Origin of the sequence: Rhizobium sp. AC27/96 (assembly GCF_001692325.1) — a bacterium.
In the GTDB taxonomy this organism is placed as follows: domain Bacteria; phylum Pseudomonadota; class Alphaproteobacteria; order Rhizobiales; family Rhizobiaceae; genus Rhizobium.
This window is the reverse complement of record NZ_LXKN01000005.1, coordinates 1-15,364: the sequence shown is the minus strand read 5'-3', so window position 1 is coordinate 15,364 and position 15,364 is coordinate 1. Positions and strand designations below refer to the sequence as shown.

General features: G+C 60.3%; 16 protein-coding genes. 7 read left to right on the top strand and 9 right to left on the bottom strand.

Features of this window, described 5'->3' with window-relative positions; all coding sequences use genetic code 11:
* Positions 1-101: 101 nt before the first annotated feature.
* Positions 102-659, top strand: a complete 558-nt coding sequence (locus A6U86_RS07940) for a GNAT family N-acetyltransferase (RefSeq protein WP_068388737.1) — start codon at positions 102-104, stop codon at positions 657-659.
* A 252-nt stretch (positions 660-911) separates the two neighbouring features.
* Here A6U86_RS07940 and A6U86_RS07935 read toward each other — a convergent pair whose 3' ends face one another.
* The 3 genes from A6U86_RS07935 to acnA all read right to left on the bottom strand — a co-directional run bounded on the left by A6U86_RS07935 (position 912) and on the right by acnA (position 5,375).
* Entirely contained in the window at positions 912-1,316 is a 405-nt protein-coding gene (locus A6U86_RS07935) for a DUF2794 domain-containing protein (protein WP_068388734.1), read from the bottom strand.
* 362 nt (positions 1,317-1,678) lie between these two features.
* The gene (locus A6U86_RS07930) at positions 1,679-2,422 is read right to left on the bottom strand and encodes a thioredoxin family protein (RefSeq protein ID WP_068388731.1); all 744 of its coding nucleotides are present in this window, start codon (positions 2,420-2,422) and stop codon (positions 1,679-1,681) included.
* A 262-nt stretch (positions 2,423-2,684) separates the two neighbouring features.
* Entirely contained in the window at positions 2,685-5,375 is a 2,691-nt protein-coding gene (acnA, locus tag A6U86_RS07925; RefSeq protein ID WP_068388727.1) for an aconitate hydratase AcnA, read from the bottom strand.
* A gap of 262 nt (positions 5,376-5,637) precedes the next feature.
* Between acnA and ccmA the strand changes: the two genes are divergently transcribed.
* The 5 genes from ccmA (at position 5,638) to A6U86_RS07900 (ending at position 8,822) form a co-directional block, all read left to right on the top strand.
* On the top strand, positions 5,638-6,285 hold the full coding sequence (ccmA, locus tag A6U86_RS07920) for a heme ABC exporter ATP-binding protein CcmA (RefSeq protein WP_068388724.1): 648 nt from the start codon (positions 5,638-5,640) through the stop codon (positions 6,283-6,285).
* A 247-nt stretch (positions 6,286-6,532) separates the two neighbouring features.
* The gene (gene ccmB / locus A6U86_RS07915) at positions 6,533-7,192 is read left to right on the top strand and encodes a heme exporter protein CcmB (RefSeq protein WP_068388721.1); all 660 of its coding nucleotides are present in this window, start codon (positions 6,533-6,535) and stop codon (positions 7,190-7,192) included.
* A gap of 79 nt (positions 7,193-7,271) precedes the next feature.
* Positions 7,272-8,033: a heme ABC transporter permease gene (locus A6U86_RS07910; protein WP_068388719.1), complete on the top strand. Its 762-nt coding sequence runs from the start codon at positions 7,272-7,274 to the stop codon at positions 8,031-8,033.
* 1 nt (position 8,034) lies between these two features.
* Positions 8,035-8,208, top strand: coding sequence for a heme exporter protein CcmD (ccmD, locus tag A6U86_RS07905; RefSeq protein ID WP_068388717.1), 174 nt, complete (start codon positions 8,035-8,037; stop codon positions 8,206-8,208).
* A complete protein-coding gene (locus A6U86_RS07900; protein WP_068388714.1) occupies positions 8,205-8,822 on the top strand; it encodes a DsbE family thiol:disulfide interchange protein in 618 nt (205 codons plus the stop codon). The genes ccmD and A6U86_RS07900 overlap by 4 nt, the downstream gene beginning before the upstream one ends.
* Positions 8,823-8,863: 41 nt before the next feature.
* On the opposite strand, the gene A6U86_RS07895 is transcribed toward A6U86_RS07900, so the two are convergent.
* The 6 genes from A6U86_RS07895 to dapF are packed head-to-tail and all read right to left on the bottom strand — an operon-like array spanning position 8,864 to position 14,426.
* Complete coding sequence (locus A6U86_RS07895) at positions 8,864-9,370, bottom strand: hypothetical protein (RefSeq protein WP_141683653.1); 507 nt, start codon at positions 9,368-9,370, stop codon at positions 8,864-8,866.
* Positions 9,371-9,389: 19 nt separating this feature from the next.
* Positions 9,390-9,977 carry a DUF2585 domain-containing protein gene (locus A6U86_RS07890; protein ID WP_068389184.1) on the bottom strand — a complete coding sequence of 196 codons (588 nt, stop codon included), beginning with the start codon at positions 9,975-9,977 and terminating at the stop codon, positions 9,390-9,392.
* Entirely contained in the window at positions 9,977-10,696 is a 720-nt protein-coding gene (locus A6U86_RS07885; RefSeq protein WP_068388708.1) for a septation protein A, read from the bottom strand. The genes A6U86_RS07890 and A6U86_RS07885 overlap by 1 nt, the downstream gene beginning before the upstream one ends.
* Positions 10,693-12,231, bottom strand: coding sequence for a signal recognition particle-docking protein FtsY (gene ftsY / locus A6U86_RS07880; protein ID WP_068388705.1), 1,539 nt, complete (start codon positions 12,229-12,231; stop codon positions 10,693-10,695). The genes A6U86_RS07885 and ftsY overlap by 4 nt, the downstream gene beginning before the upstream one ends.
* 18 nt (positions 12,232-12,249) lie before the next feature.
* Positions 12,250-13,524, bottom strand: coding sequence for a tRNA (N(6)-L-threonylcarbamoyladenosine(37)-C(2))-methylthiotransferase MtaB (gene mtaB / locus A6U86_RS07875; protein ID WP_068388702.1), 1,275 nt, complete (start codon positions 13,522-13,524; stop codon positions 12,250-12,252).
* Entirely contained in the window at positions 13,521-14,426 is a 906-nt protein-coding gene (gene dapF / locus A6U86_RS07870) for a diaminopimelate epimerase (protein ID WP_068388699.1), read from the bottom strand. The genes mtaB and dapF overlap by 4 nt, the downstream gene beginning before the upstream one ends.
* Before the next feature lie 369 nt (positions 14,427-14,795).
* On the opposite strand from dapF, the gene A6U86_RS07860 reads away from it, so the two are divergent.
* The gene (locus A6U86_RS07860) at positions 14,796-15,239 is read left to right on the top strand and encodes an SRPBCC family protein (RefSeq protein WP_068388692.1); all 444 of its coding nucleotides are present in this window, start codon (positions 14,796-14,798) and stop codon (positions 15,237-15,239) included.
* Positions 15,240-15,364 lie beyond the last annotated feature (125 nt).

The following is a 15,364-nucleotide window of genomic DNA, read 5'->3' as shown; positions in this document are numbered from 1 at the left end:
ACATTCGGAAAGGCGGCTTCGGCCGCCTTTTTATTTGCCTGGAGCATAGTCCTGCGATTTGATATCGACCATCACATCGAGCAGATCAGGCAAGAAAAGCAATGTCCGTCAGCCTTCGCAGCGCAACCGTAAACGACCTCCCCCACATCACCGCCATCTACCGCGATTCCGTGCTGAATGGCACGGCCAGCTACGAGATCACGCCCCCAAACGAAGAGGAGATGGCTGGCCGTTTCCAGGCGATCCAGGAAAAGGCCTACCCCTACATTGTTGCCGAGGACCAAGGCGGCGCGTTCCTCGGCTATGCCTATGCCTCGGCATTCCGCACCCGCCCAGCCTATCGCTGGATGGTGGAGGATTCGATCTATCTCGCGCCGGAAGCTCGCGGCCACGGTGTTGGCGGGCTGCTACTCAAAGCCTTGGTGGAGAGCTGCCAGACGCTGGGCTTCCGCCAGATGATCGCCGTCATCGGCGGCGCTCACCCGGCCTCCGTCGCCGTGCATCGCTCGGCGGGCTTCACCGAGGTCGGGCTGCTGAAAGGCACGGGCTACAAGCATGGCCGGTGGCTGGACACGATGCTGATGCAGAAGGCGCTCGGCGACGGCGCGGAGAGCGATCCGGATCTAGGCGTTTATCCAGGGACGTTGTTTGAGGGGTAGATTTGCGCTCGTGTTGAGCCTCTGATACCCCCTCTGTCGCTGTCGCGACATCTCCCCGACAAGGGGGGAGATTGGTAACCAGCTGCACGCTCTTGCCCTAAACGAATATCGAATCTGTTGAATGTGTGGGCTGTTGGTTTGAAGGGGCGTCCCGCAAACTCCCAACGATCTCACCCCTTGTGGGGGAGATGTCACGACAGTGACGGAGGGGGTGCAGCACTCTCCGCAAACAACGCAGCCAACTGAAAAAAGCTACTTATCCACCAGCTTCAGCTGCTTGTCGAAAACCTTCAGGACCTGTTGCAGGTCATGGCCGCGTTTCAGGATCATGCCGTTGGTGTTGACCACGGAGAAGGCGCCTTGCTTGGCTGCCAGCTTCGGGTTCTTTTCGATGCGGAAGAGCGGCAATTCGCCTGAGCGCTTGAAGACGGAGAAAACCGCCATGTCCTTGAGGTGGTCAATGGCATAGTCCCGCCACTCGCCCTCCCCGACCATACGACCGTAGATCCAGAGAATGGCATCCAGCTCACGGCGATGGAATGTCACCGGCAGCGGGTCCTTGCTCTGTTTGTATTCCCTGAGATCGACGACGACGGAGGTGGTGTTGGTGTCGACGGAACGGCTTTCGCTATGGCGCAAATCCGGCTGATCAGTCATCAATCCCCCAGGGGCTATCTCATGACAAGAGAATGACAGTTTGCCTCAGCCGCACCAAATTGCAAGACACCTGGCGGCTCACAATTTCTTTCCTGCCCCCGAAAGCATCTCGGCGGCGCCGCATTTCAGTCAAAACGCCGCCCGATTTGCAGGAAGTATAGGCAACCGCTTGGCGCCGCCGCGTCAAGCGGCCCGGCCGGGGGCGTATCGATAAACCCCAGCCCCGAATGCGTCCTCGCCGGGCACCCCGCTCTCTTCGGCGTTAGCCGAAATAGAGGACTTTTTGGCATCAGCCAAAATAGGGACCCTTTTCGGCGCCAGCCGAAATAGAAGGCTTAGGGGTCAGCTTAAAAAAAAGCCGCTCAGCCGTCCGAGCCGATGGTCAACACCGTCGCGCCGATGATGGCTGCGGGATCGCCCGTGGGCGTCGAAGACTGCAGGAGAACCGCAAGCCCTCTGCGGCCGGCCTTATCAAGCACATTGGCGGGCAGGACGATATTCATGGCCTTGCCGTCCCACATACCAACGGTTTCGACATCTGAAACCGCATGCATGTAGGCGATCTGCTGGCCGTTGTTTTCGCCGCCCTTCGGAGCCACCATCTGTTCCTTGTCGAAATAGACGACGACCACATTGGCCTTGCCTTGGCCAGCGCCGATCTTGATCGACAGCTCGTCGTCCTTCATGGCGGCATTGACGGGGATGGTCAGACCTTCGCCGCTGCGCTGGAAGCTATCGAGCTTGACGTTGATCGCATTGAGATCCGCGCCGTTCATATGGTCGCGGCCATTGACGACGGCCTGGGGCGTGTAGACGCCGCTGCGGCCCAGCGCGCGCGCATAGGCATATTGGCGCGCCGTATTGTCCTTGGACGCCATCGTGTCGCTCCAGCCGAGATAGTTCCAGTAGTCGACATGATAGGCAAGCGCCACCACGTCACCCTGGCGGATCAGCTTGCGGAAAGCGGCGTCGGCGGGTGGACAGGAAGCGCAGCCCTGTGCGGTGAAGAGCTCGACCACGCCCTTGATCTTCGCAGCCTCCTGCGCATGCAGCGAACTTGCCAGCGCGATGCCTGCCAGAAGTAGAATCGAAAGTCGAAGGCGCATTTCCCTTGTACCTCATTGTCAAATTTCAAAGGCCGTCTGCCTGCGCAGGCCCTGAAACCACTCACGCTCCTTCGGGCAACCAAGCCCGTATCAAGCCCGAAAAATCTGAAACAAGAGATAATAGTTTAGCGTGATGACGCAAAGTCACGATGGGGTGAGACCGGCGTGCGGCACCTGACCTGCCGTACACATCGGCGTGAAAAACAAGACGCCGCCGGGAAACTTTCCCCGGCGGCGCGTAATTTGCGGCTTTTAGAGCCTATCAGGCAGCGAGATCGCGCAGAACGGTCTGCAGGATGCCGCCATTGTTGACGTAGATGACCTCATCCAGCGTGTCGATGCGGCAGATGATCGGGATATCGCGAACCGTGCCGTCGCCATAGGTAACCTTGGCGATCTTGCGCTCGCGCGGCTTGATATCGGCCAGGCCTTCGATGGTGACGAGTTCGTCGCCCTTCAGCTCAAGGGTGGCCCAGGTGGTGCCGTCCTCGAAGACGAAGGGGATGACGCCCATGCCAACCAGGTTCGAGCGGTGGATACGCTCGAAGGACTGGGCGATCACGGCGCGTACGCCGAGCAGGTTGGTGCCCTTGGCAGCCCAGTCGCGCGACGAGCCGTTGCCGTATTCGACACCGGCGAAGATGACGAGCGGAACGCCCTCGGCCTTGTACTGCATGGCCGCATCGTAGATCGACGTCTCTTCCTTGGACGGATAGTGGATGGTGTAGCCACCTTCCTTGCCGTTCGGGCCGAGCATGTGGTTGCGGATGCGGATGTTGGCGAAGGTGCCGCGCATCATCACTTCATGATTGCCACGGCGCGTGCCGTACTGGTTGAAGTCGGCGACGCCGACGCCATGGCCGATGAGGTAGGAACCAGCCGGCGAGGCAGCCTTGATCGAACCGGCCGGGGAAATGTGGTCGGTGGTGATCTTGTCGCCGAAGAGGCCGAGAACGCGGGCGCCCTTGATATCGGAAATGCCGGCGCCGGTCTTGCCCATGCCCACGAAGTAAGGCGGGTTCTGGACATAGGTCGAGTTGTCGTCCCAGGCATAGGTCTGGCCCGGAGGAACCTGCACGGCCTGCCAGTTGGCATCGCCCTTGAAGACGTCGGCGTACTTGGATTCGTAAAGTTCGCGGGTGACGTATTTCAGGATGAATTCCTGAATCTCATGCGAGGTCGGCCAGATATCCTTCAGATAGACCGGCTTGCCGTTCTGGTCCTCACCGATCGGCTCCTTCGTCAGGTCGAGCTGCACCGAGCCGGCCAGCGCATAGGCGACGACGAGCGGCGGCGAGGCCAGGTAGTTCGCCTGGACGTCAGGCGAAATACGGCCTTCGAAGTTGCGGTTGCCGGAGAGAACGCCTGATACGATCAGGCCCTTGTCGTTGATCGTCTTCGAGATCGGCGCCGGCAGCGGGCCGGAGTTGCCGATGCAGGTGGTGCAGCCGAAGCCGACCAGATTGAAGCCGAGCTTGTCGAGATCAGCCTGCAGGCCGGACTTGGCGAGATATTCGCCGACAACCTGCGATCCTGGCGCCAGCGAGGTCTTGACCCACGGCTTGCTCTTCAGACCCTTGGCGACGGCGTTGCGGGCGAGCAGGCCGGCAGCGATCAGCACCGAGGGGTTGGAGGTGTTGGTGCACGACGTGATAGCGGCGATCGCAACGTCGCCATGGCCGAGATCGAAGTCCGTGCCTTCGACCGCATAGCGGTTGGAGAGCTGGCCAGGCTTCTTGTATTCGGTTTCCAGCGAACCGGCGAAACCGGAGGCGATGTTTTCCAGAGGAATACGGCCTTCCGGGCGCTTCGGGCCAGCCATGGCCGGTACGACGTCGCCAAGATCGAGCTCGAGCGTATCGGTGAAGACGAGGTCGGCACCGTCATTGTCGCGCCACATGCCCTGAGCCTTTGAATAGGCTTCGACGAGCGCGATGCGATCCTTCGCGCGGCCGGACATGTTGAGGTAGTTCAGCGTTTCCTTGTCGACCGGGAAGAAGCCGCAGGTCGCGCCGTATTCCGGACCCATGTTGCCGATGGTGGCGCGGTCGGCGAGCGGCAGTGCGTCAAGGCCGGGGCCGAAGAATTCGACGAACTTGGAAACGACGCCCTTCTTGCGCAGCATCTGCACGACGGTCAGAACGAGGTCGGTCGCGGTGACGCCTTCCTTGAGCTTGCCCGTCAGCTTGAAGCCGATGACTTCCGGAAGCAGCATGGAAACCGGCTGGCCGAGCATGGCGGCTTCAGCTTCGATACCGCCGACGCCCCAGCCGAGAACGCCGAGACCGTTGATCATGGTCGTGTGCGAATCGGTGCCAACGCAGGTGTCGGGATAGGCGATGGTTTCGCCGTCCTCTTCCTTCGTCCAGACAGTCTGGCCGAGATATTCGAGATTCACCTGATGACAGATGCCGGTGCCGGGAGGAACGACGCGGAAGTTCTTGAACGCCTGCTGGCCCCACTTCAGGAAGCGGTAACGCTCGCCATTGCGCTGATATTCAAGCTCGACGTTGCGGGCGAAAGCCTGCGGCGTGCCGAATTCGTCGACGATGACCGAGTGGTCGATGACCAGATCGACGGGAACCAGCGGGTTGATCTTCTCCGGATCACCACCCAGCGAGACCATCGCGTCACGCATGGCGGCAAGGTCGACCACGGCGGGAACGCCGGTGAAGTCCTGCATCAGCACGCGCGCCGGGCGATAGGCGATTTCGTTCTCGACGGTACCCTTGTTGGTCAGCCATTCGGCGACGGCGAGGATATGTTCCTTGGTGACCGACTGCCCGTCTTCAAAACGCAGCAGGTTTTCCAGAAGCACCTTCATGGAGTAAGGCAGCTTGGAAACATCGGGCAGACCATTCGCTTCAGCCTTGGGCAGGCTGAAATAGACATAGTCTTTTCCGTCCACGGTCAGCGTGGAACGACAATTGAAACTGTCAAGAGATTTAGACACGAGATACCCCGTTTCTGATAGCCAACACAGTCGTGCGAACGCCTATGCACTTTATGCACATCAGGATGCGGGTACGGCCATTTCCGCTGTCCGCACGTAAGGCAGAAAACCTTATGTTCGGCGCAAGGATGAAATTCACGCCGACCGCTGGCGTGGTTGCAGGTCTTATAGATAATTTCGTAAAGACTTGCCAGAGTGACAAGATGCAAATTTGGACAATTTTTTGCGCATTGCGGTAAAGAAAATAGGAAAGCCTGAGCGAATGCATCTAAGGGCTGAAAATCTGGCGGCGAGGCGGGGCGAAGACCTGATTTTCTCGAACGTTTCCTTTGGCTTGGAGGGTGGTGACGCGCTCGTTCTCACCGGCCGCAACGGCTCTGGAAAGTCGACGCTTCTGCGTGTTGTGGCCGGTCTTCTAAGGCAGGAAAAGGGTCGCGTCACATTGTCGGGCATCGACGGCGATTCGGAGCGCGCGCCCGGCGAAGCCAGCCACTATCTCGGCCATCGCAATGCAATGAAATCGGAGCTGACCGTCGCCGAAAACCTGACATTCTGGAAAACCTTCCTTGGCGATATGCCGGGGGGCGCCGGTCTCGGTATCGAGGCGGCGGCGGATGCCGTCGGGCTTGCCGATATCGCCCATCTCCCATTCGGCTACCTCTCCGCCGGCCAGCAGCGCCGAATCGCTTTCGCCAAACTCCTGGTCGCCCATCGCCCGATCTGGATCCTCGACGAACCCACGGCGGCGGTGGACACTTCTGCAGACCAGCTCTTTACCGACTTGATCTCGGCGCATCAGCAGAAGGGCGGCATTGTCCTTGCCGCGACACATCAGCCGCTGGAACTGGAGAATGTGCAGGAAATGCGGATGACCGGGTTTGCCGGGGTAAGCGAAGGGGTTTGGGGATGATGTCGACAATGAGGAGTTTGCCGAACCTGCGTCACCCCCCTCTGTCCCTTCGGGACATCTCCCCCACAAGGGGGGAGATCGTTGGGAGCCTGCGGCATCTGCTTACAAAGGTGCTAAGCTCTGTCTCTGCGGATTCGATGTTAGATTGGGGCTCGTGCGCGCTACAAGTTACCAATCTCCCCCCTTGTGGGGGAGATGGCCCGAAAGGGACAGAGGGGGGTATCTCTCGCCACGGCAGGATCACCCCATGACCGCCCTCTTCCTCCGCGACCTCAAGCTCTCGGTCCGCGCCGGCGGTGGTGCCCTCATCGGCATCCTCTTCTTCTTGACCGTCGTCGCGGTCATTCCCTTCGGCGTCGGTCCCGACCTGAAACTGCTGTCCCGCATCGGCCCGGCCATCGTCTGGATCGGCGCTCTGCTTGCCTGCCTTCTCGGCCTAGACCGTCTGTTCCAGGCCGAACGCGATGATGGCTCCCTCGATCTGCTCGTCATGCAGGAAACGCCGTTGGTGCTCACCGTTTTTATCAAATGCGCGGCGCATTGGGTGGCGACGGGCCTGCCGCTGGTCATCGCCTCGCCGCTGCTAGGACTCTTCATGAATATGAGCGAGACCGCAATCGCGGCGACGGCGCTCACCTTGCTTGTCGGCTCGCCGGCGCTCACCTTTATCGGCGCGGTCGGCGCGGCGGTGGCGGTGGCATTGCCGCGCGGCGGCCTGCTGGTGTCGATCCTCGTGCTGCCATTGGCAATCCCGGTGCTGATCTTCGGCGTCAGCGCCACCTATGCCGCAGTCGAAGGGCCGCAACCCTTCCTGCCACCTTTCCTGATCCTCATCGCGCTGACCCTGTTCTTCGCCGTCATCGGCCCGGCCGCCGCCGCGCTCGCGCTGCGCAACACGACAGATTGATCTTGATGAGATACTCTTTCGCTCATCTGAGACAATGCTGTCGATTGCCGGAAAAGCCATATCGGGTTAAACAAGCCGCATGAGCGATATCAGCCCTGCGATCAGCCGATTTTCCGACCTCGCCAACCCCACGCGGTTCCTGGCTTTCTCGGCGCGTCTCATTCCCTGGCTGGCGGCGATTACGGCCATACTCCTAGCGATCGGCCTCTATCTCTCGTTTACGACCGAGGGCGATTACCAGCAGGGCGATACCGTCCGCATCATGTATATTCACGTTCCGGCCGCCTGGCTTTCGATGATGTGCTATACGATCATGAGCATGTCGGCGATCGGCACGCTCGTCTGGCGCCATCCGCTGGCCGACGTCGCCGGCAAGACCGCCGCCCCGCTCGGCGCCGCTTTCACGCTGATTGCACTCGTCACCGGCTCGCTCTGGGGCAAGCCGATGTGGGGCACCTATTGGGTCTGGGATGCGCGCCTGACCTCGGTCTTCATCCTGTTCCTGATGTATCTCGGCCTGATCGCGCTCAACCGCGCCATGGACGATCCGTCCAAGGCCGCGCGCGTCGCCGCCGTGTTGACGCTGGTCGGCTTCATCAACATTCCGATCATCAAGTTCTCGGTCGACTGGTGGAACACCCTGCATCAGTCGGAAAGCATCATGCGCATGGATGGCCCGGCCATCGACGCGGAATTCCTCTGGCCGCTCTTCATCATGGCGCTGGCTTTCACCTTGTTGTTCTTTACGCTGCATCTGATGGCGATCCGCAACGAGATCTGGCGCCGCCGCATCGCCGCGCAGCGCCGCATTGCCGCCCGCATGGCAAGCCGGGAGGAATAGCATGACCCATCCCTTCTATGTCTTCGGCTCCTATGGCTTTGCCGGCGTCATGATCCTTGCCATCATCGCCTGGACATGGATCGACGGACGCCTGCGCCGCCGCGAACTGGCGGCGCTTGAAGCATCCGGCATTCGCCGCCGCTCGCAGCGCCCGCCCGAAGGCGACGCGAAATGACCACCGATGCCGATAACAAGGACCAGCCGAAATCCGGCGGCGGCGGCACCGCGCGCTATTTGCTGGCGCTGATCCCGCTCATCGTCTTTGCCTGCATCGCGCTTGCTGTCGGCAAGGTCATGTACGACCAGGAAGTTCACGGCACCGACATCTCCGCCATCCCCTCGGCACTGATCGGCACGAAGGCGCCGAAACTCGCTTTGCCGCCGCTTGAAGGCTCCAATCTGCCGTCACTGACCGACGACGCCATCAAGGGCAAGCTCACCCTCGTCAACGTCTTCGCCTCCTGGTGCATTCCCTGCCGCGACGAGCATCCCGTGCTGAAGGAACTTGCCAAGGACGGACGGCTCAATATCGTCGCGATCAATTACAAGGATACGAGCGAGAATGCGTTGCGCTTCCTCGGCGAGCTCGGCAATCCCTACAAGGCGATCGGCATCGACCCCAATGGCACCGCCGCCATCGACTGGGGCGTCTACGGCATTCCGGAGAGCTACCTCGTCGCCCCCGACGGTACGATCCTCTACAAGCAGGTCGGCCCGTTTACGCCGACGAGTTTGAAGGAAGGGCTCTATCCGGCCATAGCGAAGGCGCAGGGAAAGCCGGTATCCTGAAGTCCGACCGCACACTCTGCTTTGAGCCGAAATAATCGGAGTTATTGCTTGTCACAGAGGAAATTGCCGCGCGTGAACGTGTTCATGACATCTTCAGCTGGTGCATCCTTGAGTGTTGGATTGTGGGTAAGGAAATCGCAGAACATGCCAGTGATCTTTGCTGGATCAAGCTGCGGTGAAATGCAGATATCGACGCCGACAGACTCGCCGAAATAGCCCCAGTTCGTCATCGCCCGGACATTGGGGATCGATTGGGCAATGCCGCGACGGGCAAGAAAATCATCTCGATTCCATTTATCCAGCCAGCCGATGACATAGCCGGAAACAAGTTGCCGAGAGCTGCTGTTGCAATCGGCAATCAGAAGTCCGGCATCGGTGAAACCTGTCGGCGATTTGGATGTGACTACGGCCAATAGCACTGCGACTGCGATGCTCGACATCTGCGCCCCCTCGCAAGATCGCACAGCAGCAACGACTTTGCCGTGACGCGATATTACGAGAGTAAATGCAATTTTATGGCGATTTTTGGCAATGGTGAGTGCTGCCATCGCTAAATTTAAAAATCGGCTAAATCCCACCCTGCCAGGTCTTGATCGCCTCGACTGGCCAGACCAGCATCAGCACATTGAGCGTGAGATTGTCGCGGATCAGGTAACCGGTCAGCAGCTCGAAGAAGATGGCGATGGCGATCGTCACGACCACCGGCGCACGCCAGGCAAAGAAAAAGCCGACCACCATGAACACTGCGTCCATCGCCGAATTCAGAATGCTGTCGCCAACATAATCGAGCGAGATCGTCGCCGCGCGGTAGCGGTTGATGATGATGGGGGAGTTCTCCAGGAGCTCCCAGCCGGATTCGATCAGCGTGGCAACGAACAGGCGCATCGACAGCGGCTTCCGGCGCATGATCAGATGCGTGAGGCCAAAAAACAGGAAACCGTGGATGATGTGCGACGGCGTGTACCAGTCGGCGATATGCTGCGAATTGCCGCTGGATTTCACAACAGGCTCGAACAGCTTCACATAGCCGCAGGTGCAGATCGGCACGCGGCCCATCATATATTCCGCCACGATCTGCACGAGCAGAACGAGGGCGCAGGCGATGAACCAGAAGTTTTGCTGCCGGTAGCGGTTCTGCGCGTCGACGGCTTCGATCATTTGCCTGATTCCGCCGGTTGCTCGATCGTATGCTTCATGATCAGCGGCATCTGCGACAGGGTGAAGAGGATGGTGATCGGCATCGTTCCCCAGACCTTGAAATTAACCCAGAGATTGTCGGCAGCCTTGACGTCGGGCAGGTAATACCAGTTCGACAGGCGCCAGACGACTTCATTGAGCACGGCCAGAACCAGGAAAAACAGGCCCCAGCGCAGCGTCAGCTTGCGCCAGCCTTCGCTATCGAGCTGAAAGGCGGCATTGAAGACATAGCCAAGCAGCGACTTGCCGAAACCAAGGCCGCCGAGCAGCACCACGCCGAACAAGGCGTTGACGATGGTCGGCTTCATCTTGATGAAGGTTTCGTTCTGCAGGTAGATGCCGAGCGCGCCGAAGACGAGGACGACGATGCCTGATACGAAAGGCATCAGCGGCAGATGGCCGAGCATGACCTTCGAAACGACGAGCGAGAGCACCGTTGCCGCCATGAACAGGCCGGTGGCGACGAAGAGAGGCCCGCCAAGCGCCGCCAACTGCGGAAATTGCTGCGCCAGCCACTCTCCACGCAGATTGCCGAAGAAGAACACCAGCAAGGGCCCGAGTTCCAGCACCAGTTTCAGCATCGGATGATGCTTGTCGGCGGCACTTGGGGTGAGTTCGTTGTCGCTGGTCGTCATTGCGGCACTTTCGCTATCGTCGAATTTGTTCTTGTCGTTCATTGGCTGCTTCCAGCGCCCGTCCCTGCGATGGCGTTGGCGAAATCCTCGGCCTCGAACGGCTCGAGGTCGTCTACACCTTCGCCGACGCCGATGAAATAGACCGGCAACTTATGCTTGGCCGAGATGGCGACAAGGATGCCGCCGCGCGCCGTGCCATCAAGCTTCGTCATGATCAGCCCGTTGACGCCCGCGACATTGCGGAAGATTTCCACCTGGTTCAATGCATTCTGGCCCGTGGTGGCATCCAGCGTCTGCAGCACGGTGTGCGGCGCATCCGGATCGAGCTTGCCGAGCACGCGGACGATCTTTTCGAGCTCGGCCATCAGCTCCGCCTTGTTCTGCAGACGGCCGGCGGTGTCGATGATCAGCACGTCGCTCTTGTTGGCTTTGGCCTGCTGGAAGGCGTCGAAGGCAAGGCCGGCCGCATCCGCGCCGAGCTTGGTGCCGATGAACTCCGACTTCGTACGGTCGGCCCAGATCTTCAATTGCTCGATGGCGGCAGCACGGAACGTGTCGCCGGCGGCGACCATGACCTTCAGCCCGGCACCTGAGAGTTTCGAGGCCAGCTTGCCGATGGTCGTCGTCTTGCCGGTGCCGTTGACGCCGACGACGAGAATGACATGCGGCTTGTGGCTGAGATCGAGCTGCAGCGGCTTGGCGACCGGCTTCAGCACCTTGGCGATTTCCTGCGCCATGATGCGGCCGACATCCTCGCTCGTGACGTCCTTGCCGTATCGTTCCGAGGCCAGCGTATCGGTGACCCGCATCGCCGTCTCGACGCCAAGATCGGCCTGGATCAACAGATCCTCCAGATCCTGCAGCGTCTGATCGTCGAGCTTGCGCTTGGTGAAGAGCGCGGCGATCTGGCCGGTGAGTTGCGACGAGGTGCGCGCGAGGCCGGCGCGCAGGCGCTGGAACCAGGAAAGTTTTTGTTTCGGTGCTTCCGAGGTGGGCTCGGGGACGCTGGAGGCGGTGGCGAAGCCCTTGGGGAGGATGGGAATTACGGCTGGGGTATCGGTAGTTTCCGGCGACGGTTCCGATTCTGTCTGAGCTTCGATGCTTTCCGACGAGAACACTGAGTTTGTCGAGCCTTCGTCACCCCCCTCTGTCCTGTCGGACATCTCCCCCACAAGGGGGGAGATCGGTTCGGATGTAACCTCTTCTGCCGCAACATCAGCTTCAGAGTCTTCGGCCTGCTCTGGTTCAGCAACTACATTAGCTGCGGCTGGCTCGGAAACCGAAGCCTCGATCTCATGCGAAACAGCTGCCTCTATGGGCTCTTCAACCTGTTGCTCTTGCGCGACCGCTGCGGCATCCTCCAACCGATCTCCCCCCTTGTGGGGGAGATGTCCCGAAGGGACAGAGGGGGGTGACGCAGGCTCGGCAGGTTCGGAAGCCGGCGAAATATCTGAAACAGGCTCTCCCTGCTCCGGGGCAACTGCCTCAACCTTCGGCAAATCCTCCGCAGGCGCCGGCTCTTCAACCGGCTTTTCACGGCCGAAGGTGAAGACTTTTTTGATGAAACCGAGCGCCATGAAGTATCCGTTGAAGCATTAGGCCGCGTTGGCGGCTAGAAGTTGCATGTCGAGGTGCTTGCCATTGTGGCCGGTGATTGCGACCTGCACAAGGTCGCGCGGGCGAAGGCCGGGGGCGGCGGCAAGCGTGAAGTTTTCGGTATGGGCAAGCCCATTATTCTCAATGAGCAGCCATTGCCGCGTTCCGACCATATTGTCGAGATGGGTCAGATGCAGTCTTTGTCCAGCCGCGCGCAAACGGGCGGCGCGTTCCTTGATCAGGGTACGGTCGAGCTGCGGCATGCGGGCGGCCGGCGTGCCGGGGCGTGGGCTATAAGGGAAAACATGCAGATGCGCGATGCCGGCCTCTTCGGCAAGACCAACGGCATTGGCAAACATCTCTTCCGTCTCGGTGGGAAAGCCGGCGATCATATCGGCGCCGAAGCTCGTCTCAGGGCGCAGACGGCGAACATCCTCGATAAAACTGATAGCATCGGCGCGCGAGTGCCGCCGCTTCATCCGCTTGAGGATCATGTCGTCGCCATGCTGCAGCGATAGATGCAGATGCGGCATGAAGCGCGGCTCGTCGGCGATGAGATCCATCAGGTGTTTGTCAGCTTCGATGCTGTCGATCGAAGACAGCCGCAGCCGGCGGATATCCGGAAGCTGCTTCAAAAGCGTCTTGACAAGCAGGCCGAGCGTCGGCGTTCCCGGCAGGTCGGCACCATAGCTCGTGGCATCGACGCCGGTCAGCACGATTTCGCGATAACCGCTTTCGACAAGGTTACGGGCCTGATCGACCACCGCGCCCATCGGCACCGAGCGGGAATTGCCGCGGCCATAGGGGATGATGCAGAAGGTGCAGCGATGGTCACAGCCGTTCTGCACCTGAATGAAAGCGCGCACATGGCCGTCGATATGGCGGATCATCTGCGGTACGGTCGCCCGCACACTCATGATGTCGTTGACGCGCAGCTTCTCTTCCGCCGAAACACCGAAATCCGGAAGCGCTCGATAGGAGGCGCTCTTCAGCTTCTCCTCGTTGCCGAGAACGGCATCCACTTCGGCCATTTCGGCAAAGGTCTGCTTCTCGGTCTGCGCGGCACAGCCTGTCACGATGATGCGTGCATGCGGATTGTCACGGCGCGCGCGGCGGATCGCCTGTCGTGCCTGGCGCACGGCCTCGCCTGTGACAGCACAGGTGTTGACCAGAATAGCATTGTTGAGCCCGGCTTTTTCCGCCTCAGCCCTCATCACTTCGGATTCATAGGTGTTGAGACGACAGCCGAAGGTAATGACCTCGACCCCGCTCACCGCGCCTGAGCCCCCTGCTCCGGATCGCGCGAAAAGCTTCCCGTCACGGGATCGACAGTGCCGGACCATTCCCACTCGGCAGGGCCGGTCATGACGACATGGTCGTCCGTCTCCCGCCATTCGATGGTCAGCTGGCTCGGCGCCGGCGCGGAGGCGACGTCGATGGTCACCTTGCGGCCGGTGCGGCCCGTGCGGGCGGCGCTGACGGCGGAGGCGCAAGCAGCGGAACCGCAGGCCAGCGTCAGACCGGCGCCACGCTCCCAGGTACGGGTGCGCAGTGAGGTCGGCGAAATCACCTGTGCCAGTGTGATATTGGCGCGCTCGGGAAACATTGGATGGTTTTCCAGCAGCGGCCCGAAACGGGCGAGATCGAAGGACATCGGGTCCTTGTCGACCCAGAAGATCGCATGCGGGTTGCCCATCGACATGACGGAAGGTGAATGCAGGATGGGATTGTCGATCGGCCCGATCTGCAGCTCGATGCGGCTTGTGTCGACGAATTCTTCGGCAACGGGGATCTTGTCCCAAGCGAACACCGGCTTGCCCATGTCGACGGAGATCGTCCCGTCCTCATGCTCGACGGCATTCAGGATGCCGGCGACCGTCTGGAAGGTAAAAACCTTCTTTCCCGTCTCGGCTGAGAGCGCCTGCACGACACAGCGCGTACCGTTGCCGCAGGCCTGCGCCTTGGTCCCATCGCAATTGAGGATATCGATCCAGGCATCGGTTCCCTGAGCCTTCGGATCGTGGATCGCCATGATCTGATCGAACTGGGTGGCAGGATCCGCATTGAGGGCGATCGCCGCCTCGGCCGTCACCGCATCCTTGCGGCCGCGCATGTCGACAACCAGGATCTTGTTTCCAAGCCCGTTCATCCGCGCGAATTCGACCGTATTGCTCATGGTGGTATGTCCGTCTGTGTTTCGAGCTGTATATGGCGGAAATGCGTGGGAATTACCAGTGGGACATGAATAGCTGCTCTTTTCAAGATTGGCAGGGGTCGTGCGGGCCGCCCTGATCCTTCGACAGGCTCAGGATGAGGGCGGAGCGAATTGCGAGCCAGGTAAGGGAGGTAGCCCTCATGGTGAGGAGGCCCAAAGGGCCGTCTCGAACCACGAGGGCGGGTGGCCCGTCCTTTGACCACAGCGAAAACCTCAACCAGAAGCCTTGACGGAATTCATTTTGAGAAAAAATCATCCATCAATGTCGGATTATCAAAAGCTGCCACGTCCTAGGCTCGTCCACTCCGTCAAACCAGAAGGAACATAGCCATGCCGAATACCATCCGCCTGCACCGCGTCCTGGCCACGAGCCCGGAGAAGGTCTATCGCGCATTCATCGAAGCGGACGCGCTTGCCAAGTGGCTGCCGCCGAATGGCTTTGCCTGCAGCGTGCACCACTTCGAAGGCACCGTCGGCGGTACCTTCAAGATGTCATTCCGCAATTTTACGACCAGCGAAATCCATAGCTTCGGCGGAGAGTTTCGCGAACTCGTCCCCGGCGAGCTGGTGCGCTACACCGACAAATTCGACGACCCGAACTTGCCGGGCGAAATGGAAGTGACCGTCGCCTTGAAGAAGGTTCTTGTCGGAACCGAGGTGAACATCACCCAGGCGGGCATACCGGACGTTATTCCGCCGGAGGCTTGCTATCTCGGCTGGCAGGAATCGCTGATCAATCTGGCAAAGCTCGTCGAGCCGGAGATCACGCAGTAAAGCGCAGCAGCAAGACTTTCGTGTGCAACCCCTTCTCCCCTCGGGGAGAAGCAACCATGTCATTGCGGTGCCTGTTGCCAAGGCCTGTCGCGTTGAAGGATGAGGTTGGCCGCCTCGATAAGCTT